At 63.4% G+C, this 24,143-nt stretch carries 21 protein-coding genes; 17 read left to right on the forward strand and 4 right to left on the reverse strand.

Annotated features, from left to right (window positions below):
• Window positions 1-78 precede the first annotated feature (78 nt).
• Window positions 79-2,184: a cache domain-containing protein gene (locus tag Q7V46_RS11885; protein ID WP_304913754.1), complete on the reverse strand. Its 2,106-nt coding sequence runs from the start codon at window positions 2,182-2,184 to the stop codon at window positions 79-81.
• Window positions 2,185-2,307: 123 nt separating this feature from the next.
• Window positions 2,308-3,693: a sigma-54 dependent transcriptional regulator gene (locus Q7V46_RS11890; RefSeq protein WP_304913755.1), complete on the reverse strand. Its 1,386-nt coding sequence runs from the start codon at window positions 3,691-3,693 to the stop codon at window positions 2,308-2,310.
• Window positions 3,694-4,170: 477 nt separating this feature from the next.
• On the opposite strand from Q7V46_RS11890, the gene Q7V46_RS11895 reads away from it, so the two are divergent.
• The 11 genes from Q7V46_RS11895 (at window position 4,171) to Q7V46_RS11945 (ending at window position 15,765) form a co-directional block, all read left to right on the forward strand.
• The gene (locus Q7V46_RS11895; protein ID WP_304913756.1) at window positions 4,171-4,401 is read left to right on the forward strand and encodes a formate dehydrogenase; all 231 of its coding nucleotides are present in this window, start codon (window positions 4,171-4,173) and stop codon (window positions 4,399-4,401) included.
• Between the two features lie 100 nt (window positions 4,402-4,501).
• Entirely contained in the window at window positions 4,502-7,468 is a 2,967-nt protein-coding gene (locus tag Q7V46_RS11900; protein ID WP_304913757.1) for a formate dehydrogenase subunit alpha, read from the forward strand.
• A 107-nt stretch (window positions 7,469-7,575) separates the two neighbouring features.
• Window positions 7,576-8,178, forward strand: a complete 603-nt coding sequence (fdh3B, locus tag Q7V46_RS11905; protein WP_304913758.1) for a formate dehydrogenase FDH3 subunit beta — start codon at window positions 7,576-7,578, stop codon at window positions 8,176-8,178.
• Window positions 8,175-8,423 (forward strand): hypothetical protein, encoded by a 249-nt coding sequence (locus Q7V46_RS11910; protein ID WP_304913759.1) that lies wholly within the window; start codon window positions 8,175-8,177, stop codon window positions 8,421-8,423. Before fdh3B ends, Q7V46_RS11910 begins: the two co-directional genes overlap by 4 nt.
• 13 nt (window positions 8,424-8,436) lie before the next feature.
• Window positions 8,437-9,654 (forward strand): formate dehydrogenase subunit gamma, encoded by a 1,218-nt coding sequence (locus Q7V46_RS11915; protein ID WP_370690337.1) that lies wholly within the window; start codon window positions 8,437-8,439, stop codon window positions 9,652-9,654.
• Window positions 9,655-9,687: 33 nt separating this feature from the next.
• Window positions 9,688-10,080, forward strand: coding sequence for a hypothetical protein (locus Q7V46_RS11920; RefSeq protein WP_304913760.1), 393 nt, complete (start codon window positions 9,688-9,690; stop codon window positions 10,078-10,080).
• Window positions 10,081-10,188: 108 nt separating this feature from the next.
• The gene (locus Q7V46_RS11925; protein WP_304913761.1) at window positions 10,189-11,103 is read left to right on the forward strand and encodes a formate dehydrogenase accessory sulfurtransferase FdhD; all 915 of its coding nucleotides are present in this window, start codon (window positions 10,189-10,191) and stop codon (window positions 11,101-11,103) included.
• Window positions 11,104-11,243: 140 nt separating this feature from the next.
• Window positions 11,244-11,876: a uracil phosphoribosyltransferase gene (upp, locus tag Q7V46_RS11930; RefSeq protein WP_304913762.1), complete on the forward strand. Its 633-nt coding sequence runs from the start codon at window positions 11,244-11,246 to the stop codon at window positions 11,874-11,876.
• Window positions 11,877-12,142: 266 nt separating this feature from the next.
• Complete coding sequence (locus tag Q7V46_RS11935; RefSeq protein WP_304913763.1) at window positions 12,143-14,686, forward strand: ABC transporter permease; 2,544 nt, start codon at window positions 12,143-12,145, stop codon at window positions 14,684-14,686.
• A 122-nt stretch (window positions 14,687-14,808) separates the two neighbouring features.
• Entirely contained in the window at window positions 14,809-15,237 is a 429-nt protein-coding gene (locus Q7V46_RS11940) for a group II truncated hemoglobin (RefSeq protein WP_304913764.1), read from the forward strand.
• Window positions 15,238-15,765: a TIGR02281 family clan AA aspartic protease gene (locus Q7V46_RS11945; protein WP_304913765.1), complete on the forward strand. Its 528-nt coding sequence runs from the start codon at window positions 15,238-15,240 to the stop codon at window positions 15,763-15,765.
• Between the two features lie 132 nt (window positions 15,766-15,897).
• Here the strand turns inward: Q7V46_RS11945 and Q7V46_RS11950 are convergent, their stop codons facing one another.
• Entirely contained in the window at window positions 15,898-16,527 is a 630-nt protein-coding gene (locus Q7V46_RS11950; RefSeq protein WP_304913766.1) for a Smr/MutS family protein, read from the reverse strand.
• Window positions 16,528-17,024: 497 nt separating this feature from the next.
• Between Q7V46_RS11950 and Q7V46_RS11955 the strand changes: the two genes are divergently transcribed.
• From Q7V46_RS11955 to Q7V46_RS11965, 3 genes are read left to right on the forward strand one after another with little or no spacing between them, the layout of a single operon-like run.
• Window positions 17,025-18,257 (forward strand): tyrosine-type recombinase/integrase, encoded by a 1,233-nt coding sequence (locus Q7V46_RS11955; RefSeq protein WP_304913767.1) that lies wholly within the window; start codon window positions 17,025-17,027, stop codon window positions 18,255-18,257.
• Window positions 18,250-19,221 carry a tyrosine-type recombinase/integrase gene (locus tag Q7V46_RS11960; RefSeq protein ID WP_304913768.1) on the forward strand — a complete coding sequence of 324 codons (972 nt, stop codon included), beginning with the start codon at window positions 18,250-18,252 and terminating at the stop codon, window positions 19,219-19,221. Before Q7V46_RS11955 ends, Q7V46_RS11960 begins: the two co-directional genes overlap by 8 nt.
• On the forward strand, window positions 19,218-20,249 hold the full coding sequence (locus Q7V46_RS11965) for a tyrosine-type recombinase/integrase (protein ID WP_304913769.1): 1,032 nt from the start codon (window positions 19,218-19,220) through the stop codon (window positions 20,247-20,249). The genes Q7V46_RS11960 and Q7V46_RS11965 overlap by 4 nt, the downstream gene beginning before the upstream one ends.
• 71 nt (window positions 20,250-20,320) lie before the next feature.
• On the opposite strand, the gene radC is transcribed toward Q7V46_RS11965, so the two are convergent.
• Entirely contained in the window at window positions 20,321-21,013 is a 693-nt protein-coding gene (gene radC, locus Q7V46_RS11970) for a DNA repair protein RadC (protein ID WP_304913770.1), read from the reverse strand.
• A gap of 130 nt (window positions 21,014-21,143) precedes the next feature.
• Between radC and Q7V46_RS11975 the strand changes: the two genes are divergently transcribed.
• From Q7V46_RS11975 to serS, 3 genes are all read left to right on the forward strand, one after another.
• The gene (locus Q7V46_RS11975) at window positions 21,144-21,590 is read left to right on the forward strand and encodes a peptidylprolyl isomerase (RefSeq protein WP_304913771.1); all 447 of its coding nucleotides are present in this window, start codon (window positions 21,144-21,146) and stop codon (window positions 21,588-21,590) included.
• 137 nt (window positions 21,591-21,727) lie between these two features.
• Window positions 21,728-22,699, forward strand: coding sequence for a 4-hydroxy-3-methylbut-2-enyl diphosphate reductase (ispH, locus tag Q7V46_RS11980; protein ID WP_304913772.1), 972 nt, complete (start codon window positions 21,728-21,730; stop codon window positions 22,697-22,699).
• A 63-nt stretch (window positions 22,700-22,762) separates the two neighbouring features.
• Window positions 22,763-24,082 carry a serine--tRNA ligase gene (gene serS / locus Q7V46_RS11985; protein ID WP_304913773.1) on the forward strand — a complete coding sequence of 440 codons (1,320 nt, stop codon included), beginning with the start codon at window positions 22,763-22,765 and terminating at the stop codon, window positions 24,080-24,082.
• Window positions 24,083-24,143: the final 61 nt, after the last annotated feature.

The following is a 24,143-nucleotide window of genomic DNA, read 5'->3' on the forward strand; positions in this document are numbered from 1 at the left end:
CGAGACGGTGGTGTCCCTTGAAAATGGCGGCGGCAGACCCTTCAGATTCAAGGTTCGAAAGCGCACCGCTTCAGAGGCTCAATCCATCCCACCCGGCCGTCCATCGTTGGTGCGCGCCGTGGCGCTGTCGGGTGCCTGCGGTTCGCTGTGCAGCTGAACATGGAACCGGGCGCCACGTCTGTCGGACCGGTTGCTTGCCGAGATGCTTCCGCCGTAACGCTCCACCAGTCCGACACTGATCCACAGGCCGAGGCCGTTGCCATCGTTCTTGGTGGTGAAGAAAGGTCTGAACAGCCGTTCCTGGATGTCCGGTGAAAGCCCAGGTCCGGTGTCCTCAACCGAAAGACTGGCACCGCCAGACGAATGGACGATGTCCTGCCAGTCCTCCGTCTGCAGCCGCAACGTGCCGCCATCCGGCATCGCCTGGATCGCATTGATCAGCAGGTTGATGATCACCTGCTGCAGTTCCTGGCGGTTGAAGCCCACGCGCCGGATGGCCCGGAAGTCGCGTTGCACTTCGATGCGGGTTTGCGCCAGCAGATGGCTCACCAGCACCAGGCAGTCGTCTACCGTGCGGTTCAGATCCAGGGTTTCCACATAGCCCGCGTATTCCGTGGGGCGGGCGTACTGCAGCAATTGCGTGACGATCAGGCGCATGCGCTCCACCTGTTCGTCCAGCAGCCTGAGCTCGCCTTGTACCGGCGCAGCATGTGGCCCGAGCGTTTCCCGCATCAGGTCCAGATTGCCCTGCATCACAGCGATGGGGTTGTTGATTTCGTGCGCGATGCTGGCCGTGAGTTGGCCGATGGCCGCGAGCTTCTCGCTTTTGACCAGTTGCTGCTGCGCCAGCTTCAGCGACGTGTTGCTGGCTTCCAGTTCGCGCGTGCGATCGGCCACCTTGAGGTCCAGTTCTTCGCCCCAGCGGCGCAGTGCAAGTGTTTTTTCGTCTATCACGTTCAGCAAGTGGTCGAGGTGACTGGCCAGGGCGCCCAGTTCGTCCCGGGCCGCCAATGCACCCACACGAGCTGCCGAATGGCCTTCCTCCACGCGCTGCATGGTGTGATTCATCCGCTCGACCGGCTGGAAGATGCTGCGCGCCCAGCGCACCGAAAACCAGGCAGACAGCGCCATCACGAAAAGAAAGATCAGCACCATGGCGCCCAGCATGGCGTGGCGCACCATGCGGAAGGGCGCCTCCAGATAGCCCACATACAGCATGCCGATGCGCCGGTCGCGTGCGTCCAGCAGTGGCTCGTAGGCCGACACGTACCAGTCGTTGACCACGAAGGCCCGATCCAGCCAGGTGTTGCCCGCGCCCAGCACGGTGTCTCGCACGGTCTGCGACACGCGCGTTCCGATGGCGCGCTGCTCCTGGAACAACCGCACATTGGTCGTGATGCGCACGTCGTCCAGAAACAGGGTGGCCGTGCCCTGGCTGTCGAAGGGCAGAGAACCGTCGGGGTAGACGATCCGGTTGATGTGGTCGATGAAACCCAGGTTCTGGTTCAGCAGCAGCCCACCGGCGAGCAGGGCGATCGTTTGCCCGGCGCGGTCCACCACCGGGAACGCCGACAGCATCACCATGGCGCGGTCCTCGACGTCGCGCGTCGTGGGTGCGGCATTGCGGGTGAAGACCAGCGGGATCTGCAGGCGCGGCAGCAGGTCGGGCGCCAACTGCGCCACGGTGCCGTGGTCCAGCAGCATGAGCCGCGCGGCGTTGGTGGCGGACGGCTTCGCCGGGTGGGCCAGCAGTGCCGCCAGCGCCTCGGGCATGGGATGTGCGAGCGCTTGCTCGGACAGGTCCGCACTGGCGATCGCCTGTCCGTCAGGCGCATAGAGCAGCAGAAAATCCAGGCCCAGCTGCTCCCGCGAAGCAGCCAGCTGCTGCTGCAGACCGATCGCTCGGGGCGACGATGCCTGAAGCGCCGTGTACAGGGCCAGCGAACCCGCCACGCCCTGTGTACCCGAGCCCACCTCCACCAGCACCCGGTCGAAGTAGCCACGAGCCACCGCCAGATCGCTGCGCACCTTGGTGGTCAGCAGGCGGTCGTAGGCGGAATTGCCCCAGAGCACCAGCAACAGCACCAGCAGGGGCAAGGCCACCAGCAGCGGCAGCAGCGCCATCGCCAGCAGCTTGTTGCGCACCGACGAGGCCAGCCAGTGCGGGGTGCGCCAGAGGGTCATGGCAGCTGCTTCATCGCAGTGCGCGGGACCCGTGACGCATGAGAAGGCTCTGGCCAGACGGGCTTTTCCTGTCGGCCAGTGCCGCCCATCTGAGGCGGCGGCGCGAAGCGACTCGGGGGTGGATCATCCGCCACTCCACTCCGCCACACGCCGTTCCAGCGTGCGACGGGACACGCCCAGCAAGTGGGCCGCACGGGTCTTGTCGCCCTGCACCGACTCCAGCACGTTCAGGATGTGTCGCTTTTCCAGGGTATGCAGATCGGTGGGCAATGGCTCCTGTGAATCCCTGGCCGAAGCCGTGCCGCCCGGGTACAGCGCTGACACGTTCAGCGTGCCCAGTATCAGCGATCGTTCGACCAGGTTGCGCAGCTCGCGCACATTGCCCGGCCAGCCATACTGCGAAAGAAAGCCCATTTCCTGTTCTGTGATCTGCAATGGCTCCATGCCGAGCGATGGAGCGAGTTGTGCCATGAAGTGCGCCACCAGTTCAGCGATGTCTTCTTTGTGCTCACGCAGGGGTGGGAGCAGAAGTTCAACCACCTGCAGTCGGAAATAGAGGTCCTTTCGGAACCGCCCGCTGGCCACCTCGTCACTGAGCCTGCGATTGGTGGCAGCAATGATGCGGAGATTGAGCGGTACCAACTGTTCGCTGCCCACGGGCCGGATCTTCAGGTCTTCGATGGCGCGCAGCAACGTGGCCTGAATGGACAACGGCAATTCGGCAATCTCGTCCAGGAACAGGGTGCCGCCCTGGGCGTAGTGAAACAGCCCGTCGCGTGCGCGGGTGGCACCGGTGAACGCGCCTTTTGCGTGGCCAAACAGCTCGCTTTCAATCAGGTCGGGAGAAACCGAAGCACAGTTCACTGGAACGAACGGGCCACTGGCCCGGCTGCTCTGGGCGTGCAGGGCGCGGGCCACCAGTTCCTTGCCGGTGCCCGATTCGCCTTGCAGCAGCACCGTGCTGTCGACAGACGCGATGCGCGTCATCGAGGCACGCATGTGCTGGATCGCGGGGGACTGCCCCACCAGCGTCTCGCTCAGGCCCGGTGGACTGGCCACTGCCCGTCGCAGCACGAAATTCTCGCGGCGCAGCCGGGAGCGCTCGTAGCAATGTTTGACCGCGTTCAGGATCTGAGGCACCCGGAAGGGCTTGAGGATGAAGTCCGATGCCCCCGCGCGCAAGGCTTCAATGGCGGTATCGAGATCGGCAAAGGCGGTGATCAGGATCACCTCGCCGGTGAACCCCTGCTCACGCAACTCCTTCAGCCACACGACCCCGCTTTTGCCAGGCAACGAAATGTCCAGGATCACGAGGTCGACATGGTGCCCGCGCAACCAGTCGGCGCCGTCCTCTGCGCTGCTGGCGCTCATCACGAAATGACAGCGGGGTGCCAGGGTCTTGACCAGGAAATTCAGCATGCCCTGCTCGTCGTCGACGATCAGGATCGACCAGTCCGGCCAGCCTTCGAGAGTTTTTTCAGGGACAGAAGAGAGAAGAGTGGTTTCCACCCGGCGGCATTCTACGGATGTAGCCTACAAAATCAGTAGGGTATTGGCGCAAATCCGACGCCATCCAAGGGCGTTCCAACGCCAGATCACCGGCACGGGTTGCGACAAATTGTCGCAACCCGATTGGCCAATTTGACGGAAGCGCGCAAACCCTTGCCCAAAGATCTCAGGGTTAACCCGAGAGGCTACACGGGTGCGTTGGCGCTTCGGGTAAAGACAAACGAGTGATGGTGTGGCGTGTGCGAAGCCTGCCGCCGGACTGTCATCTGCTCCTTCACACCTGGCACGCTTCTGGCTATCAAATCCGGAGCAGTTGCCGATGTTGCAGTGCCGCATGAGCCGGCGCTGTCGTGCTGCCCGACAACTCGCCGGCACAGCGGGAAAGGTCGCTTGCACGGGTTTGATCACGGGGTTAGATTCCACGTATGCAAGAAACACGCACGTGGATGTGCGTGCTCGATCAACCAGGAGAACCGCATGAGCAAGTCCCCCCTCCCAGCTGCCGGCGATGCCACGTCCCGCCTGAACCGCCGAACCTTGTTTGCCGGAGCCGGCACGGTGGGTGCCGTGGCAGCCGCGGCGGTCGTGCTGCCCCGTGTGCAGGCCGATGCCCCCAGCGCGGCCGCATCCAGGCCTGCGCCCACCCGGGGCGGTGGTTACAGCCTGAGCGAACACGTCAAGCACTATTACCAGACCACCCGCATCTGAGTCCCCTGACCCCGCTTTCCGATACTCCACGATCACCCAGTTTCTTGCCAAGGCCGGTGCACTTCGCACCTGATTCGGCAGTCCCTCCGGAGGCAAAACAATGTTGCTGACCAAAAAGACATCATCCACAGGCGGGCACGGCTCGCGTTCACATTCCAGCTTCGTGCACAACCTGCAGCGCGGACTAGCGTCTGCCCTGCCCACCATGGACCGCCGGGCATTTCTGCGCCGCTCCGGTCTGGGGGTCGGCGTGGGCTTGGCAGCCACCCAGCTCACACTGGTGAAAAAAGCCAAGGCGGCCACAGGCGGCTCCATTGACGGCACCGGCAAGATCGAAGTCAAGCGCACCATCTGCACCCATTGCTCGGTCGGCTGCGCCACCGACGCAATCGTCGAGAACGGTGTCTGGGTGCGCCAGGAACCGGTGTTCGATTCACCCATCAACCTGGGCGCTCACTGCGCCAAAGGTGCGGCCTTGCGCGAACACGGCCACGGCGAATACCGTCTGCGCTACCCAATGAAGCTGGTGAACGGCAAGTACCAGCGCATCAGCTGGGATGTGGCGCTCAACGAAATCACGGCCAAGATGAAAGAACTGAAGGAGGCCAGCGGCCCCGACTCGGTGTATTTCATCGGATCTTCGAAGCACAACAACGAGCAGGCCTACCTGCTGCGCAAGTTCGTGAGCTTCTGGGGCACCAACAACTGCGACCACCAGGCCCGCATCTGCCACTCCACCACGGTGGCTGGCGTGGCGAACACCTGGGGTTATGGTGCCATGACCAACTCGTACAACGACATGCAGAACAGCAAGTGCGCGTTGTACATCGGTTCCAACGCGGCAGAAGCCCACCCAGTGTCGCTGCTGCACATGCTGCACGCCAAGGAAAACGGCTGCAAGATGATCGTGGTGGACCCGCGTTTCACCCGCACGGCAGCCAAGGCTGACGAGTTTGTTCGCATCCGATCCGGGACCGACATCCCGTTCCTGTTCGGCCTGTTGCACCACATCTTCAAGAACGGCTGGGAAGACAAGCAGTACGTCAATGACCGCGTCTATGGCATGGAAGCTGTCAAGGCCGACGTGATGGCCAAGTGGACCCCTGAAGCGGTGGAAGAAGCCTGCGGTGTGGGTGAAGAGCAGATGTTCAAGGTGGCCAAGATGCTGGCCGAGGCCAAGCCCGCCACCATCGTGTGGTGCATGGGCCAGACCCAGCACACGATTGGCAACGCCATGGTTCGTGCGACCTGCATTCTCCAGCTCGCACTGGGCAACGTTGGCAAGAGCGGCGGCGGCACCAATATCTTCCGTGGCCACGACAACGTTCAGGGCGCCACCGATGTTGGCCCGAACCCCGACTCGTTGCCAGGTTACTACGGCCTGGCCGCCGGCTCCTGGAAACACTTTGCCAACACCTGGGGCGTGGACTACGACTGGATCAAGGCCCAGTATGCCGAAGGCATGATGGAAAAGCCCGGCATCACTGTGTCGCGATGGATCGACGGTGTGCTGGAAAACAATGAGCTGATCGACCAGGGGCCGAACCTGCGCGGCGTGTTCTTCTGGGGTCATGCACCCAACTCACAGACACGCGGTCTGGAGATGAAGCGGGCCATGGACAAGCTGGATCTGCTGGTGGTGGTGGACCCATACCCATCAGCTACGGCCTCCATGGCGGCCATGCCAGGCAAGCCGGAAGACCAGAATCCCAACCGCGCGGTGTACCTGCTGCCGGCGGCCACGCAGTTCGAGACCCGTGGTTCTTGCACAGCCTCCAACCGTTCGCTTCAGTGGCGCGAGCAGGTGATCGAGCCGCTGTGGGAAAGTCGCAGCGATCACATGATCATGCACCAGTTCGCTGAAAAGCTCGGTTTCGCCAACGAGCTGTCCAAGAACTACAAGATGGAAAAGGTCAAGGGCATGGATGAACCCTCGGTGGAGGACATCCTGCGCGAAATCAACAAGTCGGTCTGGACCATTGGCTACACCGGCCAGAGTCCGGAGCGCCTGAAGGCACACATGCGCAACATGGCCGCCTTCGACATCAAGAGTCTCAAGTGCAAGGGCACCGTGGTGGACAAGGAGACCGGCTACGACATGACCGGTGACTACTTCGGTCTGCCCTGGCCGTGTTATGGCACGCCTGAGATCAAGCACCCAGGCTCACCCAACCTGTACGACACCTCCAAGCACGTCATGGAAGGTGGCGGCAACTTCCGCGCCAACTTCGGCGTGGAGCGCGAAGGTGTGAGTCTGCTGGCCGAAGACGGCTCGCATTCCGTGGGCGCCGAGATCACCACCGGCTACCCCGAGTTCGACCACGTCCTCCTGAAGAAGCTGGGCTGGTGGAACGATCTCAGCGAGGCGGAGAAGACCGCAGCAGAGGGCAAGAACTGGAAAACCGATCCGACGGGTGCCATCATCCGGGTGGCCATGGCCCACGGTTGCCATCCGTTCGGCAACGCCAAGGCGCGTGCCATCGTCTGGAATTTCCCCGACGGCATTCCACAGCACCGCGAGCCGATCTACGGCATCCGCCCCGATCTGGTGGCGAAATACCCCAGCCACGACGACCAGAAGACCCGGTGGCGCATGCCCGTGCTCTACAAGTCGCTGCAGCAGAAGAATGTGGACGACAAGGTGCACGAAAAATTCCCGCTGATCATGACCTCCGGCCGTCTGGTCGAGTACGAGGGTGGTGGCGAGGAAACCCGATCCAACCCCTGGCTGGCCGAACTGCAGCAGGAGATGTTTGTGGAAATCAACCCCGCCACGGCGGCCGAGCGCGGCATTCGCAATGGAGAGCGCGTCTGGGTCAGTTCACCCACCGGTGCACGCCTGAATGTGCAGGCGCTGGTGACCGAGCGCGTGGGTCCGGACACCGTGTTCCTGCCGTTCCACTTCTCGGGACGCTGGCAGGGTGAAGACATGAAGCCCTACTACCCCGATGGAGCGATGCCGGTGGTGCGTGGCGAAGCCGTCAACACCGCCACCACCTATGGTTACGACATCGTGACCATGATGCAGGAAACCAAGACCACGGTCTGCAACGTTGCCAAGGCATGAGCATGACCCCAACGCTTTTCACTTCGTGTAATGCGCTGCCCCCCGAGGGGGCGCGTTTTCCCTTGGGGCGGCCCGGCGGGAAAACCAACGATTGACTGGAGACTGATATGGCAAGAATGAAATTCATCTGTGATGCAGAGCGCTGCATCGAATGCAACGGTTGTGTGACGGCCTGCAAGAACGAACACGAGGTGCCATGGGGCGTGAACCGCCGCCGCGTGGTCACGCTCAACGATGGTGTTCCCGGCGAAAAGTCGATTTCCGTGGCTTGCATGCACTGCAGTGATGCACCCTGCATGGCGGTGTGCCCGGTGAACTGCTTCTACCGCACCGAAGAAGGTGTGGTGCTGCACGACAAGGACGTCTGCATTGGCTGCGGCTACTGCTCTTACGCCTGTCCGTTTGGTGCGCCCCAATTCCCTTCGCAGGGCACCTTTGGTGTGCGCGGCAAGATGGACAAGTGCACCTTCTGCGCAGGCGGTCCTGAAGCGCACGGCAGTCAGTCGGAGTTCGAGAAATACGGTCGCAACCGGCTTGCCGAAGGCAAGCTGCCAGCCTGCGCAGAAATGTGCTCGACCAAGGCCCTGCTCGCGGGTGATGGCGATGTGGTGGCGGACATCTTCCGCACCCGCGTGCTGCAGCGCGGCAAGGGCGCGGAAGTCTGGGGTTGGGGCACCGCTTACGGCAGCGCGCAAGGAGGCAAGTCATGAAGTTTTCACGGTTTTTCCTTTCGACCGCCGTGGCAATCTCTGCCCTGGCACTGGCCGCCTGTGGTGAACAGCCACAGGAACTCACGGGCCAGGGTGTCAGGCAGGACAACGCGCCTTACCAGGGTGTGGGCAGCAGCCAGTACGCACAAGACGGCTGGAAGCCCGGTGATCGCAGCAGTTGGGAGCAGCAGTTGAAAGCCCGTGCACAGTACGGGCAAAACGACTACACCCGCATGAGCAACTGACCAGGAACGCTTTATGCACAAGCTTTTGATCACTGGTCTGCGCCGGTTCACTGCGCCTGCCTTCTGGACGGCCGCCTTTTTTGGGCTGAGCATGGGTCTGGCGAGCGCTCAGGCGCTTCAGGTCGAGCCCGCTCAGGACGATCCCGCACCGCCAGCAGCCACCGCTGCACCGGCGCAGCAGGGCGGCATACGCAGTGCCAACATCTTCGAGATCGCGCCCGACGCAAGCACCGATCCCAATTACGCCAACCAGACGAATGCGCAACGCGGGCAGGTGCAGCCTGGGAACAATGCGCCCATGTGGCGCGATGTGGGCAAGGGTGTGACTGGCTTCACCAGCCTGCCTTACCCTGAAGCCGGCAACATGATCCAGGGCTTCGTGCAGTACCCTGGCTCGCGCTACACCACAGCCGGTGAAGCGTGGCGCCAGGTGCGCAACGACTGGATCATTCCCTACGGCGGCTCGTTGCTGCTGATTGCGCTGGTGGCTGTTGCCCTGTTTTATTTCACCAAGGGCACCATCGAGCTGCATGGCAAGGAAACCGGACGCAAGATCGAACGCTTCACCTACTTCGAGCGTGCGGCGCACTGGGTCAACGCCATTGCATTTGTCACCCTGGCCATCTCGGGCATCGTCATGGCTTTCGGCAAGTTCTTCCTGTTGCCCATCATGGGGAGCATGCTCTTTGGCTGGTTCGCTTACGCGCTCAAGAACGTTCACAACTTCGTCGGGCCGCTTTTTGTGGTTTCCCTGATCGTGGTGTTCCTGGTGTTCGTGCGCGACAACCTGCCCGCCAAGGAAGACATTACCTGGCTCCTGAAGGGTGGTGGGCTGTTTGGCGGACAGGAAGTCCCTTCCCACCGCTTCAATGCCGGTGAGAAGGTGCTGTTCTGGGTTGGCGTGTTCTTGATGGGAGCCCTGGTGGCTGGGTCCGGCGTGTTCCTCGACATGATCGTGCCAGCGGTGGAATACACGCGAGCCAACATGCAGGTGGCTCACATGATCCACGCGAGCGCGGCGGCGCTGATGATGGCCATGTTCATTGGCCATATCTACATGGGCACACTGGGCATGCGTGGCGCGTACGGCGCCATGAAAACCGGCTATGTGGACGAAACCTGGGCCAAGGAACACCACGAACTCTGGTACGACGACATCAAGGCCGGCAAGATCCCTGCTCAACGCACGCCCGCCGGAACGTCTGCCAGCGATGCACCTCGCGCAGCCTGACCGATCACCGTCTTTCCTGAGACAAGGAATCCCATGAAACGCAGTCTTCTCTGCCTCTCGATGCTGCTGGCCACGTCTGTGTTTGCCAAGCTGCCCGCCCCTGTGTTGACCGACGAGGCCAAAGCCAAGGCCGAAGAAGCCAAGGCCCGGACCGCCTGGGCTGCCAAGGTTGAAAGCTACAAGTTGTGTGTGTACATGGACCGGGCGGCCAGCCATTACTTCAAGACGGCAGCCGCAACGGGCAAGCCCGTACAGCCGGCGGCGGCATTGCCCGCCTGCGCCGATCCCGGGCCGTTCACCTATGTGGCAGCCGCTGCCACCGCCGTGGCCAAGCCGGTTGAAGCGGCGGGTGCCCACTCGCCATCGACCATGGCGGTCAGCCCGCCCAGCGGCAAGGCGCCCGAGGCAGTGCCCACCGGCAAGTGATCGGCCAAATCGCCAGCCATCTTCGTTTTGTCGGCATGTGAAAGGGCCGCACCCCCGGGTGCCGGCCCTTTGACTTTGTTGTCATCGATTCTGTTGTAGTCTGCTTCCATGTCCATGCCCCACCTCACCCAGGCTCGAGCGCCGCTGACCCGAGAAGTCGAGGTCATGAACCAGCACGGGGAGCGCGAGTCGATCTTCATCCCTGCCGAACGTGATCTCACGGTTTACGTGGACAAGCGCGAGCTGGTGACCCTGATGACACTGGGCGCCCACCCCGAATGGCTGGTGCTGGGGTATCTGCTCAACCAGCGACTGGTGAGGTCCATCGACGAAATCGAGTCCGTGACGGTCGACTGGGACGTGGGCGCCGCCTCCGTCAAGACCCGTCACGGCATCGACCGCATTGAGGAGCGCACGGCCAAACGCGTGGTGACCACTGGCTGCGGGCAGGGCAGCGTGTTTGGCAACCTCATGGACGAGATCGATCAGATTCGCCTGCCGGAAGCGTCCGTGCTGCGGCAATCGGAGCTGTACGAGATCGTCAACGCGATCAGGCTCAAGGAGAGCACGTACAAGTCGGCGGGATCGGTCCATGCCTGCGCCTTGTTCGCCGGGAGCGCGCTGAGCTTGTTTGTGGAGGATGTGGGGCGCCACAATGCGGTTGATACGATTGCGGGCTGGATGGCACTGGATGAAGCTTCCGGGCCTCACCAGGCGCACGGGATGCTGCCTTCGCAGGTGGCTGATCCTTCCCATCTCAAGAAGGTTTTTTACACCACCGGTCGGCTCACCAGCGAGATGGTCATCAAATCGGCACAGATGGGCGTGGCAGTGGTGGTTTCGCGCAGCGGCATCACGCAGATGGGTCTTGAGGTCGCGCAGCGTGTGGGGTTGTGTGCCATCGGGCGGGCCACCAACAAGCGTTTTCTCTGCTACGCGAACGCCCAGCGGCTGGTGCTGGATGCCATGCCGCCTGAAGCTCCTGTGGTTTCGGCTGGCGAGTCCAAGGCCTTGTCCGCCTGAGCGCCCGACCGCGCATCGCGGGATCGGACATAAACTCCGGGGCATCCTTGTCCGTGGGCCGGGGGCAGCGGTTGGGAGACTTGCAGCGTTGCCGCACCACCACGGGGTCGACTTCATTCCCGCCCTATTGAAAGCAGCCGATGAGCCGAGCCGTTCATGTCATCGATCACCCCCTCGTCCAGCACAAACTCACGCTGATGCGCCGCAAGGAGACCAGCACCAAGAGTTTCCGGGAGCTGGCGCATGAAGTCAGCATCCTGCTGGCCTACGAACTCACGCGGGAAATGCCGATGCAGGAGATCGAGATCGAAACCCCGTTGGAGAAGATGACCTCGCGCATCATTGATGGAAAGAAAGTCGTGCTGGCGTCCATCCTGCGAGCCGGCAATGGCTTCCTTGACGGTATGTTGCAGGTGCTGCCTGCGGCCCGCGTGGGACACATTGGTCTTTACCGCGATCCCATCACGCTGAAGGCGGTGGAGTACTATTTCAAGATGCCGCAGGACATGGCCGAGCGGGACGTGATCGTGCTGGATCCCATGCTGGCCACCGGCAATTCGGCTGTGGCCGCGGTGGACCGCCTCAAGCAGACGCAACCCCGGTCATTGCGTTTTGTCTGTCTCGTGGCCTGCCCGGAAGGCATCAAGAACTTCCACGACCACCATCCGGATGTGCCCATTTACACGCCAGCGGTGGACCGGGGCTTGAACGAACACGGGTATATCGTGCCCGGGCTGGGCGATGCGGGTGACCGCATCTTTGGAACCAAATAGGTCCACCCCCGTTGCTTGCTCACTTCGTGTAACCGCATCCCACCAAGGGGCCGATACCTGCCGTCCGGCAAAGCCGGCCCGACGGTATCTCTGGAGTGGGGCATTCGCGCTGGAAGCGGTGTCTGCTCCTTCATCCCCTCTCTCTCTGGGGGAGGGGGCGCCGTGAACGTCAGACCAGCCCGTTATCCGCCAATCGCTTCGCCGTTTCCCGGTGAGCCATGCATTCCTCCTCCATGTGGCCTTTGCGAATGCGATAAGGTAGCTGGATGAGGACAACCGCCAAATCGCTTCCCATTCGCTTCTGGACCCTGGGCTGGTCTTCGCTGGTGCGCGACTGGCGAGCGGGCGAATTGCGTTTGCTGGTGCTGGCCGTCACGCTGGCGGTGGCAGCGCTCACTGCGGTGGGATTTTTTGCCGACCGACTGCAAAACGGTCTGGCGCGCGATGCCCGTGCCCTGATTGGTGGCGATGTGGTGCTCAGCAGCGACAACGTGCCTTCGCCTGCGTTTCAGGAAAAAGCCCGTGAACTGGGCTTGCAGAGTGCGCAGACCATGGGTTTTCCCACCATGGGCCGCGCGCCGGACGAGCAGGGCGGATCCGCCCGTCTGGTGGCGCTCAAAGCCGTGGGACAGGGGTACCCGCTGCGTGGCACCGTGCGCGTCGCGAGCTCTCCCGGCGCGGTCGACGAACCCACGAGCGAGATTCCGGCCCCTGGTACCGCCTGGGTGGACGCAGCCTTGCTGATTCAACTGAACCTGCAGGTGGGTCAACCGCTGCTGCTGGGTGATACCAGCTTCGAAATCGCCAAGGTGATCGTGGTCGAGCCCGATCGGGGTGCCGGCTTCATGAGTTTCGCTCCTCGCGTGATGATCAACGACGCCGACCTGGCCGCTACCGGTCTGGTGCAGCCGGCCAGCCGCCTCAACTACCGACTTGCCGTGGCTGGTGCTGATGCGCCGGTGGCCGAGTTCGCGCGTTGGGCAGACGCCGAGGTGAACAAACCCGGCGTTCGCGGCATCCGGCTGGAGTCGCTTGAAGGCGGCAGGCCTGAAATGCAGCAAACCCTGGAGCGGGCAGAGAAATTCCTCAATCTTGTGGCTCTGCTGGCGGCCTTGCTGTGTGCGGTGGCGGTGGCCATCGCGGCGCGCGGGTTCGCCCAGCGCCACCTGGACGACTGTGCGATGCTGCGTGTACTGGGCCTTTCGCAAGGCACCATGGCGCGCGCCTACACGCTGGAGTTCGCGCTGGTAGGCCTCGGTGCCAGCGCAGCCGGCGTCGCGGTGGGCTACGCGGTGCACCATGTGTTCGTGGTGCTGCTGGCAGGTCTTGTGGAGGCTTCCTTGCCAGCGCCTGGTATCGTACCGGTGCTGCTGGGCCTGGGCATGGGGCTCACCTTGATGATGGCCTTTGGCCTGCCACCTGTCCTGCAGCTGGCCCAGGTGCCACCCCTGAGAGTGATCCGCCGCGACGTGGGCCAGCTCAAGCCCGCCACGCTGGGTGTGCTGGGGCTGGGCATCGCAGGCTTTGCCGCGCTGCTGCTGGCTGCCAGCCGCGACCTTCTGCTGGGAGCCATTGCCGTGGGTGGTTTCGCTGTGGCTGTATTGTTGTTTGCTGGCGTCAGCTACATTGCGGTTCGCTTGCTGCGCGCCAGCGTCAACGAGGCCACCGCGCCACGTGCGCTCGTCATGGCCACACGGCAACTTTCTGCCCGCCCCGCTTACGCGGTCGTGCAGATCAGCGCGCTGTCCGTGGGACTGCTGGCGCTGGTGCTGCTGGTGCTGCTGCGCACCGATTTGATCGCCAGCTGGCGCAACGCCACCCCCCCCGATGCACCGAATCGCTTCGTGATCAACGTGCAGCCCGAGCAAGCCGACGCGTTCCAGAAAACCCTGCGCGAGGCCGGTGTGGAAGGCTACGACTGGTACCCGATGATCCGAGGCCGGCTGGTCACCATCAACGGACGCACCGTGCGGCCCGAAGACTTTGCAGAAGACCGCGCCCAGCGCCTGGTGGACCGGGAGTTCAACCTTTCCAACACCGCCACGCTGCCGCCGCACAACCCGGTGGTGCAAGGCCGCTGGACCGACGACGAGGCCGATGCCCTGAGCGTGGAAGAGGGCCTGGCCGAGCAACTGGGTCTCAAACTTGGCGATCGCCTGGGCTTCGATATCGCCGGTCAGGTCACCGAGGGTCGCATCACCAGCCTGCGCAAGGTCGACTGGGGCTCCATGCGGGTAAATTTCTTCGTCGTGTTTCCGCAGGCCGTGGTGCCCGACGTGCCCGTGACCTACATCAGCGCCTTCCAGGCGCCGAAGGACAACGCCCAGTTCGACAACGCCCTGGTACGCGACTACCCCAACATCACCAATGTGGACATGAGCCAGACCATTGCCCAGGTCCAGCGGGTGCTGGGGCAGGTCATCAGTGCCATCGAGTTTCTGTTTGCCTTCACCCTGGCGGCGGGTCTGGTGGTGCTGCTCTCGGCCATCACCGCGACCCGGGGAGAACGTGAACGCGAGTTCGCGATTCTTCGGGCGGTGGGTGCCAGTTCCGGCCTGCTGCGTCAGGTGCAACGCATTGAGTTGCTCGGCGTGGGGCTGCTCGCTGGTTTTCTGGCGTCCGTGGTGGCGGTTATCGTCGGGTGGGCGCTGGCGCGTTACGCGTTCCAGTTCGCGTGGACGGCTTCACCCCTGGTGCCCATTGCCGGCAGTCTTGCCGGCGCCGTGCTGGCCTTGATGGCGGGGTGGTGGGGCTTGCGCAGCGTGCTGCGCACACCGGTGGTGGAAACCTTGCGAAGGGCGACCGTATGAGATGTCCCCCCCCCCCGCGCCGCCTACGGCGTCACCCCCCAGGGGGCGACACCAGCGATCCGGCGGAGCCGGCCTCGCGGCGTCTCTGGATGGGACCTTTCACTCGCAGATGTTTTCTTCTTATGAAACCTGAAGATTCTCTGGATCCCGCTTTGTCGGCCGCTCCCCCCACCCCCTTCGAATGGATGGGCGGGGAAGATCGCGTGCGTGCGCTGGTTGACCGTTTCTACGACCTGATGGACATTGAGCCGCGCTACCGTGAACTGCGCGTGGCCCATGGCAGCACACTGGACGATGCGCGGCAGAAGCTGTTCTGGTTTCTCTGCGGCTGGCTGGGTGGTCCGCAACACTACACGGAGCGCTTTGGCCACCCGCGCCTGCGCATGCGCCACATGCCGTTTGCCATCGGCGTCACAGAGCGCGACCAATGGCTGGCCTGCATGGACCAGGCCATGGGAGAAACCGGCGTCGACCCGGCGTTGCGCGAACGCCTCAGGACCAGCTTTTTCCAGACCGCCGACTGGATGCGCAACACGCCTGGAAGCCCCTGAATGTCAACGCCCGAGCATGACAACAGCGTGGCGCGCACCACCCGCCGCGGTTCGTTCGCCATTCTGGTGTTCTGGGGGGTCATGCTGGGTGTGCTCTACCTGGGTTTCTCCTATGTGGAGCAACGCCAGCAGGCCGCCTACGTGGCCCATGCGGGCGATCAGGGTGAGCTGTTCATACCGCGTGGGCGTGACGGGCACTTCCGGGTGACTGGCGAAGTCAATGGGCTGGCCGTGGTGTTTCTGGTGGACACGGGGGCCAGCAGCGTCGCGATCAGCGAAGCCCTGGCGCAAAAAGCCGGCCTGACGGGTGGCCAGGCCATCACGCTCCAGACAGCGAATGGCGCTTTGCCCGGGCGCATGCTGCGCAACGTGCCGGTGCGGGCAGGTCACCTGGGCCCCGCGCCGGCGGTGGTGGCGGTGGGCCTGGTGGGGCTGGACGAAGACAAGGCCCTGCTGGGGCAGAGCTTTCTCTCTCGCTTCGACATCCAGATCGTGCAGCACGAGATGCGGCTGACCCCGAGGCTGTAGAAGCACTCCCCGCGCCGCCTTCGGCGTCGCCCCTGAAAGGGGTGTGACACCAGTTGCCTGTCAAAGCCCATTCCGCAGTGCTTCTGAATGTGCTCGCTTCAGGTGTTGTTGCCATGTTTCCTTGTTAAGGCATCACTTCAACAGCACCACCAGCGCGCCAGCACCACCGTCTGCAGGCCGTGCCTGCACAAAGGCCATCACTTCCTTTTTTTGCACCAGCCAGCGCAGCACCCGGCCCTTCAGCACCGGGGTGCGGCCTGGAGATCCCAGGCCCTTGCCGTGTACCACGCGCACACAGCGCAGACCGTTCTGATGGCAATCCCGAACGAACCGGCCCAGCGCTTCCCGCGCTTCATCCGTGCGCAAGCCGTGAAGGTCAATCTGTCGCTGGATGCTCCAGTGCCCTTCGCGAAGCTTGCGCGCCACGTCGGGCCCCAGGCCAGGGCGGCGGTAGCTCAGCGCTTCGTCGGTGTGCAGCAGGGTTTCCACGTCGAACTCGTCGGAGAGGGCCTCACGCATCACGGACGCTTCGTCCAGCTGGCGCTGGCGCGGCAAAGGGTCCACTGGTCTGGGCGGGTGATGCACGCGCCGCGCAGTGACCAGCGGCTGCACAGGGCCCACCGCGAGTTCGAACAAGCGCTTCTCCCGGTCCAGCCTCACCTGCCGCAGGCGCTCCGCCTCTTGTGCAGCCGCCTCGGCGGCAGCCCGCTGGGCGATCACCTTGTGCAGCGTCTTGAGATCGGCAAGTGAGCGCAGTTTCATGGTGAACCATTCTCGCGCAGGAGGAGTGACCCGCCTGATGGAGCCGGCTTTGCAGGGCCGAGGCGGGGTCCCCTCGGGCGAAGCGGCAAAGTGCTGCTGGGGGGCTTCCTCGTCGGAGCGCGTGCCCCATGCAGGGCACCCGTGGAACTGGCTTTGCCAGGCCACGTGGTGCGTCCCCCCTTTGGATGTAGCCGCAAAGCGGCGCAGGAGGCTACCGCATCCGGAGCGCGTGATCTATCCAGCGCACACCGAAGGTCCGCCTTGCCGGGCCAAAAGTGTGGTCCCCCTGGGGGGAAGTCGCGCAGCGGGGGTCAAACCATGCCCATCTCGGCCATGTATGTTGCGCTCCACATACATGGCCGAATGTGGACTTATTTGATATGTGGAGTGCGGGAGCCCTCGCGGCTTCCGTTTTGGCTTCGAAGCCACTGAACTTCACATATTGCGCAAGCCACGCGTAACGTTCGTTGCCCATCCACTACGTACGGAGGGGCAACATGTCCACCGAACTTCCCAGCAACACGCGTGCGCTTCTTGCTCGATCAGTCAATGGACCAGAGTTGATAGCGTTTTCGGCATGGCTTGGCAGCGAACGCTACACGCCGTTCGTGATCCAGCGCCATCTGCTTCGGCTTGAACAAGTCCTGCCGCGCTTGCCAGGACCCACGTGTAAAGCAGATGAATTGCACGCGGCATTCAATGCCGTTGGCCGCGGGGTGCCGAGCCGACCGCCTGCGTTCCGTGGGACCGAACGTGTCTACGCCCGGTTCTTGCTCGCACACGGGCGTCTGCTCAAGAACGAACAAGAGGGTCGCTACGCCACGCTGTGTAGCGACTACCAGCGGGAGCTGCTGGAACTACGGGGGCTGTCTCGTTCGGCGCGCGGGCAGCACGCCGGGACGGTGGCTGACTTGCTGGCTCGCGGTGTCGGACCAGACCAGGACCTGAACACGTTGACGCTGGTTGATATCGAACGGTACGTCGCTTTGCGCAGTCGCGAGGTGTCGCGTCACTCGCTGCAGCATGTGGTCGCGCATCTGCGCAGCTTCCTGCGGTTCTGCCACGATCACGGTGAGATCGGCCGACCGCTTGACGCCATCGAGACTCCCCGAACCTACCGCGGCGAGTTGCCGCCGAAGGCGCTCGATTGGTCGGTGGTCCAGGTGCTGCTTCGATCCATTGATCTCGCCAGCAAGGCTGGCCGACGCGATCACTGCATCCTGCACTTGATGGTCCACTACGGACTGCGACCGTCAGAAGTTGTGGCGCTGCGCCTTGACTCCATCAACTGGGAGACGGGCGTGCTGCATGTGGTGCAGCGCAAGACCCGTTGCGACCTGTTCCTTCCGCTGGCAAAGCAGACGCTGCGCATCTTGCACAGTTACCTTGCACACGAACGTCTCTCTCAAGGTCCGACACATCCAGAGCTGTTCTTGCGGGCGAGATGCCCGAGTGGTCCCATCGAGAACTATGCCGTCGGTGACCTCTTCAGGAAGCGCGTGCGGTTGGCCAAGCTGGAACTGCCTGGGCAGAACGTCTACCGGCTGCGTCACACGTTCGCCATGCGGCTGCTCACTCAGGGCGTGGGAGTCAAGGCCATCGGCGACGTTCTCGGACACCACAGCCTGGAGAGCACCTGCGCCTACCTGCGGCTGGATACGGACATGCTGCGCGGCGTGGCCATCGAGATCCCTGAGATCGGTCATTCCCGGGGAGAGCGCCATGCATGACGCTCTTGGCATGGACGCTTGGGACGCCGCCGTCACGGCCTATCTGACCAGCCGCCACGCGATCGGCCGGGAATACCGTAAGGAAGAAGTGATCCTGTGCCAGGTGCGCGGGTTCTTGGTTCAGGCGGGAGCCACCGATCTTGACCTCGCGCTCTTCGAGCGCTGGCGCGCGCAGTTCCAGCATCTCAGTTCGAGCACACGCGTCGTGCGCGAGCACACCGTATACAAGTTCTACCGGTACCGACGGCGCAGCGATCCCGATTGCTTCCTGCCCGACTGGGATTCGCTCACCCGTCAGAAGCCACACGCGCTGCCAATCATCATCGAACCGGGGCAAGTGGCTCAGTTGCTCGCTTTCGTGTCGCAACTGCCACCGAGGAGTCAATACTTCGCGCGAGCGCACGTCATGCGTTTGGTCGTCGTGCTGCTGTACACGGCTGGGCTAAGGCGCGGCGAGGTCGTCCGCCTGACGCTGGGCGATGTCGATGAGCGCGCCGGAGTGCTTCGCATCCGAGAGTCGAAGTTCCACAAGTCCCGTTGGGTTCCCCTGTCGATCAGTGCGCATGCCGAACTGCAGCGCTATCTGGCCGTACGGCGTCAGGCTCGTCTGGACGAGCGTCCTGGAGCCCCGTTGTTGTGTACTCTCGCATTGCGCGCCTACACCGCCGCGGGTCTGTACAGCACCTTCAAAGCCCTGCTGCGTCGCGCAGGCATCCATGACAGCGCCGGCAAAGTCCCGCGCTTGCAAGACTTCCGCCACAGCTTCGCCGTGGCGGCGCTTCTACGGTGGTACGAAGCCGATGCCGACGTGCAGTCCAACTTGCCCAAGCTTGCGCTGTACATGGGGCACGTGAATATTGTCTCTACCGCCTACTACCTGCGCTGGATGCCGGCCGTGGTGTCCCACGCGTCGGCTCGCTTCGAACGATCGTGTGCCGGCATGATCGAAGGCGGTGTCGAATGAAAGCGTCCACACCAACCGATCTTGGGCGTGAGCTGGTGCGCTTCTTCGAAGAGTTCCTGCCTGGCCAGCGAGGCCTGAGCCCTAACACCGTGCGCAGTCACCGTGACGCCATGCTGTTGTTGTTGCAGTTCGCATCAGCCGACGCCAAGCGCCCGATCGAACGGCTGCAGGTGTCCGACTTCACGACCGAACGGGTAGCCGCTTTCCTGAATCACCTGGAGGTCGATCGCGGCAACAGCATCGCGACACGCAACGCCAGGCTCGGGGCCATTCATGTGTTCGCCCGCTTCCTGGCCTCACGCAGGCCGGAGGCATTGGGTACCCTGCAGCGCGTGATCGCCCTGCCGTACAAGCGCGGTGCGCGCGAGGTGCCGGTCGAGTATCTGGAGCGCATCGAGATCGATGCGGTGTTGAAGAGCATCGACCGTAGCAGCGCTTTGGGGCGGCGCGACTATGTCCTGTTCGCGTTGATGTTCAACACTGGGGCACGGGTGCAGGAGGCGCTGGACTTGCGGCGGCGAGACGTGCGTCTGGATTCGCCACCTCAGATTCGCCTGACCGGCAAGGGCAACAAGGTGCGGCTGTGCCCGATCTGGCCCGTGACGGTCAAACTGCTGCGGGCCTTTATTGACGAACTGCCGGTACCAGAGGGTGATCCTGCTGACGCACTGCTGTTCACCAACGCCCGAGGCAGGCCGCTCACGCGGTTCGGCGTTCGCTACCTGCTGCGCCGCTACGTTGCTGCTGCGTCACAAGAAGTTCCGAGCATGCGGGACAAGAGCATCCACCCGCACTCGCTGCGGCACAGCACGGCGATCGCACTGCTCAAGGCCGGCGTGGACTTCGCCACGATCAGCCAGTGGCTGGGACATGCCGGCTTGAACACAACGATGCGCTACGCCCGCGCCGACATCGACCTCAAGCGCCAAGCCATTTCACAAGTGTTCCCGGATGCACTGACCCCGCCACGCGGGGGGCGGTTCCAGCCCGATGGAAGCGATCTGGTTGGCTGGCTGCGCCGGATGTGAGACCGATATGTGGAGCCAGCCAGTTCTGCGGTGCGCCTTCACCCATGAGGGCGCACCGCCAACTCCACATATCAAATAAGTCCACATTCCGCCATGGAGGCCGCCTGCTCGCGCGTGACGATGAAATGGTCCAGCACGCGCACATCGACCAGTGCCAGCGCAGCCTTCAAGGTCTGGGTGAGCGTTTCGTCGGCGCGCGATGGCTGTGCTGTTCCACTGGGATGGTTGTGGGCCAGCACCACCGCCGCGCAATGGTGGTGCAGCGCGCGCAGCACCACTTCGCGGGGGTAGACACTGGTTTGAGAAAGCGTGCCACGAAACAGCTCTTCCATGGCGATGAGCCTGTTCTGGCTGTCCAGGAACAGCACCGCGAACACTTCGTGGGTGCGTGCGCCCAGCTGCAGTTGCAGGTAGTCCCGAACGGCTTTCGGGCTGTCGAACAGCGGGCGCACCTGCAGCTCCTGCGCCAGCGCGCGCCGTGCCAGCTCCAGCACCGCCACCACCTCGGCGCGCTTGGCTGGCCCCAGCCCTTTCACGACCTTGAGCGCCTCCGCGCCGGTGTGCAACAGGCCACCCACGCCACCGAAGCGGTCCAGCAGTTCCTGCGCCAGCTGCACCACGTGTTTGCCACTGATGCCGGTGCGCAGCAGCAAGGCCAGCAGTTCGGCGTCGCTGAGCGCCGACGGCCCGCGTGTGAGCAGTTTTTCGCGCGGCCGCGCATCGGCCGGCAGGCTCTTGAGCCCGGTCGTGGCTGGGCCATCCATGTGTTTTTCTCCCTGTTTTCGTTCTTGAGCAGGCCGCTTTTTACAATAGGGGGTGTTTTGTTTTTCGCCTGGCCGGCGCTCTGTACCGTTTTCGGTGGCCCGACCCCCTGAATTCATCCCCTTTTCGTCCATGTCCCAAGTCCAAGAAGGCTCTTTCCTCACCCTGCACTACCGCATGACGGGGCCGCAAGGTCAGGTCATCATCGACACCTTCGGGGGCAAACCCGCCACCCTGAGCCTGGGGGCGGGTGAGCTTTCGCCCGCCATCGAGCAGCACCTGATGGGTCTGGAAGAAGGTGTGCACACCGTCATCGAGCTCGACGAAGGGGAGGCCTTTGGCGAACGCCAGCCCGAGATGGTGCAATGGGTGGCGCGCAAGCTGCTCAACGAGCTGGGTGACCCCAACGAGCAGTACGTGGCCGGCGATGTGGTGCAGTTCCCCACGCCGGACGGCCTGGGCAGCTACGCAGGCGCGGCAGTGGAAGTGCGGGAAGACGGTGCAGTGCTGTTCGATTTCAACCATCCCCTGGCCGGGCGTGCCGTGCGGTTTGAAGTGCAGCTCATCGGCATCATATGAATCACCCCCGCGCCGCCTTTGGCGTCACCCCCTCAAGGGGACGGCACCAGCCGTCCGGCAGAGCCGGTCCGGCGTTGCCACCGGGTGGCATTGCCTCAGGCGTGGCATGGTTCGCTTCGGCATAACCAAAGATTGACATGACCCCATCCCAAGAAATCATCCTGGCGGAACCCCGCGGCTTTTGCGCCGGGGTAGACCGGGCCATTGAAATTGTCGAGCGCGCACTCACCAAGTTCGGGCGGCCCATTTATGTGCGTCACGAGATCGTGCACAACACCTACGTGGTCAACGACCTCAAGGCCAAGGGCGCCATCTTCATCGAAGAGCTGGATGACGTGCCGGCCGGCGCCACGCTGGTGTTCTCCGCACATGGTGTGAGCAGGGCCATTCAGGACGAGGCGCAGCGGCGCGGCTTTCACATCTTCGACGCCACCTGCCCGCTGGTGACCAAGGTGCATGTGGAAGTGGCCAAGCTGCACCGCGAAGGGTACGAGTTCATCATGATCGGCCACAAGGGCCACCCCGAGGTGGAAGGCACCATGGGGCAATTGGACAGCGGCATCCACCTGGTGGAAGGCGTGGAAGACGTGCAGCGCGTGACGCCGGCGCAGACCACCAGGCTTGCGGTGGTGACCCAGACCACCTTGTCGGTGGACGACGCGGCAGAGATCCTCGAGGCGGTGAAGGCGCGTTTCCCGCAGGTGCGTGAGCCCAAGCAGCAGGACATCTGTTACGCCACCCAGAACCGTCAGGACGCGGTCAAGCTGCTGAGCCCCCTGGTGGACATCGTGATCGTGGTGGGCAGTCCCACCAGTTCCAACAGCAACCGCCTGCGCGAGGTGGCCATCAAGCTGGGCACACCCAGCCACATGGTCGACAGCGCCGAAGAACTGCAACCCGAGTGGTTCGCAGGCAAGACCCGTGTGGGACTGACCGCAGGCGCTTCAGCGCCCGAAATTCTCGTGCGTCAGGTGATGGATCGGATCAAGGCGCTTGGCGCCATTTCCGTGCGCACCATGGAGGGTCTTTCTGAAACCGTGAAGTTTCCCCTGCCCAAAGGTCTTCGTATCGAGGGCGAGACCGGCTCGCCCATCGAGCATCTGCGCTGATTCCGGCGCGGCCACCGTTCATCTCATGCGTGGCCCGGCGTCGGGCCTTCCAAATACCACACCATGCTCGACATTGTTCAACTGAGAAAAGACCTCGACGCCGTGATCGCGCGGCTGGAGACCCGCAAACAGCCGCAGCCTTATCTGGATGTGGCCCAGTTCCGTGCACTCGAAGCCGAACGCAAGACGCTGCAGACCCGCACCGAGGAGCTCCAGAGCCAGCGCAACAGCCTGTCCAAACAGATCGGCATGCTCAAGGGGAAAGGGCAACACGCCGAAGCCGATGCAGTGATGGCCCAGGTGGGACAGATCAAGACCGAGCTCGACGCATCGGCCAACCGCCTGGAAATCCTTCAGGCAGAGCTGCAGAACCTGTTGCTGGCGGTGCCCAACCTGCCGCACGAAAGCGTGCCAGTGGGTGCGGGCGAAGAGGGCAACGTGGAGGTGCGCCGCTGGGGTAAGCCAAGCACGTTCGAGTTCGAGGTGCGTGACCACGTCGATATCGGCGAAAAGCTGGGCCTGGACTTCGACACCGGTGTCAAGCTGGCCGGGTCACGCTTCACCTTCATGCGTGGTCCCATCGCCAGTCTGCACCGGGCGCTGGCGCAGTTCATGCTGGACGTGCAAACCCGCGAACATGGCTACACCGAGTGCTACACCCCCTACATCGTCAACAGCGAAACCCTGCGCGGTACCGGCCAGTTGCCGAAGTTCGAGGGTGACCTGTTCGCGGTAAAAAAAGGTGGACAGGAAAGCGAACCGGTGCCCGACAACCAGGCGCTGTACCTGATTCCCACCTCCGAGGTGACGTTGACCAACACAGTTCGCGACACCGTGCTGGCCGAGGCCGACCTGCCCATCAAGCTGACCGCGCACACCCCGTGCTTCCGTTCAGAGGCCGGCAGCGCAGGGCGGGACACGCGCGGCATGATCCGCCAGCACCAGTTCGACAAGGTGGAGATGGTGCAGATCGTGCACCCCGAGAAGAGCTATGAAGCGCTCGAAGCCATGACCACACACGCAGAAGCCATCCTGCAGAAGCTCGGCCTGCCGTACCGCGTCATGAGCCTCTGCACTGGCGACATGGGCTTCGGCGCCAGCAAAACCTACGACCTCGAAGTCTGGGTGCCCGCCCAGGGCACTTACCGCGAAATCAGTTCGGTCTCCAACTGCGAAGCCTTCCAGGCGCGGCGCCTGCAGGCCCGCTTCAAGAATGCCAGCGGCAAGAACGAACTCGTGCACACGCTCAACGGCTCCGGCCTGGCCGTCGGCCGTGCCCTCGTGGCCGTGCTGGAGAACAACCAGAACGCTGATGGCAGCGTGACTGTGCCTGAGGTGTTGCGGCCCTACCTCGGTGGTACCGAGCGGCTGATGCCTGCCTGAGCCGGGTAGCCACGTATCATGTGTGGTGTCGGGGCCACGCCGGTGCGCCCTCGACGGCGGA

Source organism: Hydrogenophaga sp. (assembly GCF_030651625.1).
Taxonomy (GTDB): domain Bacteria; phylum Pseudomonadota; class Gammaproteobacteria; order Burkholderiales; family Burkholderiaceae_C; genus Hydrogenophaga.

Excerpts from the sequence above, each read along its gene's own strand:
- Q7V46_RS11925 (WP_304913761.1), top strand. The coding sequence starts at position 10,189 with ATGTCCATGCCCCACCTCACCCAGGCTCGAGCGCCGCTGACCCGAGAA.
- Q7V46_RS11935 (WP_304913763.1), top strand. The coding sequence starts at position 12,143 with ATGAGGACAACCGCCAAATCGCTTCCCATTCGCTTCTGGACCCTGGGC.
- Q7V46_RS11910 (WP_304913759.1), top strand. The coding sequence starts at position 8,175 with ATGAAGTTTTCACGGTTTTTCCTTTCGACCGCCGTGGCAATCTCTGCC.
- Q7V46_RS11950 (WP_304913766.1), bottom strand. The coding sequence starts at position 16,527 with ATGAAACTGCGCTCACTTGCCGATCTCAAGACGCTGCACAAGGTGATC.
- radC (WP_304913770.1), bottom strand. The coding sequence starts at position 21,013 with ATGGATGGCCCAGCCACGACCGGGCTCAAGAGCCTGCCGGCCGATGCG.
- Q7V46_RS11915 (WP_370690337.1), top strand. The coding sequence starts at position 8,437 with ATGCACAAGCTTTTGATCACTGGTCTGCGCCGGTTCACTGCGCCTGCC.
- ispH (WP_304913772.1), top strand. The coding sequence starts at position 21,728 with ATGACCCCATCCCAAGAAATCATCCTGGCGGAACCCCGCGGCTTTTGC.
- Q7V46_RS11965 (WP_304913769.1), top strand. The coding sequence starts at position 19,218 with ATGAAAGCGTCCACACCAACCGATCTTGGGCGTGAGCTGGTGCGCTTC.
- Q7V46_RS11940 (WP_304913764.1), top strand. The coding sequence starts at position 14,809 with ATGAAACCTGAAGATTCTCTGGATCCCGCTTTGTCGGCCGCTCCCCCC.
- Q7V46_RS11945 (WP_304913765.1), top strand. The coding sequence starts at position 15,238 with ATGTCAACGCCCGAGCATGACAACAGCGTGGCGCGCACCACCCGCCGC.
- Q7V46_RS11975 (WP_304913771.1), top strand. The coding sequence starts at position 21,144 with ATGTCCCAAGTCCAAGAAGGCTCTTTCCTCACCCTGCACTACCGCATG.
- fdh3B (WP_304913758.1), top strand. The coding sequence starts at position 7,576 with ATGGCAAGAATGAAATTCATCTGTGATGCAGAGCGCTGCATCGAATGC.
- Q7V46_RS11900 (WP_304913757.1), top strand. The coding sequence starts at position 4,502 with ATGTTGCTGACCAAAAAGACATCATCCACAGGCGGGCACGGCTCGCGT.
- upp (WP_304913762.1), top strand. The coding sequence starts at position 11,244 with ATGAGCCGAGCCGTTCATGTCATCGATCACCCCCTCGTCCAGCACAAA.
- Q7V46_RS11955 (WP_304913767.1), top strand. The coding sequence starts at position 17,025 with ATGTCCACCGAACTTCCCAGCAACACGCGTGCGCTTCTTGCTCGATCA.
- serS (WP_304913773.1), top strand. The coding sequence starts at position 22,763 with ATGCTCGACATTGTTCAACTGAGAAAAGACCTCGACGCCGTGATCGCG.
- Q7V46_RS11920 (WP_304913760.1), top strand. The coding sequence starts at position 9,688 with ATGAAACGCAGTCTTCTCTGCCTCTCGATGCTGCTGGCCACGTCTGTG.
- Q7V46_RS11885 (WP_304913754.1), bottom strand. The coding sequence starts at position 2,184 with ATGACCCTCTGGCGCACCCCGCACTGGCTGGCCTCGTCGGTGCGCAAC.
- Q7V46_RS11960 (WP_304913768.1), top strand. The coding sequence starts at position 18,250 with ATGCATGACGCTCTTGGCATGGACGCTTGGGACGCCGCCGTCACGGCC.
- Q7V46_RS11895 (WP_304913756.1), top strand. The coding sequence starts at position 4,171 with ATGAGCAAGTCCCCCCTCCCAGCTGCCGGCGATGCCACGTCCCGCCTG.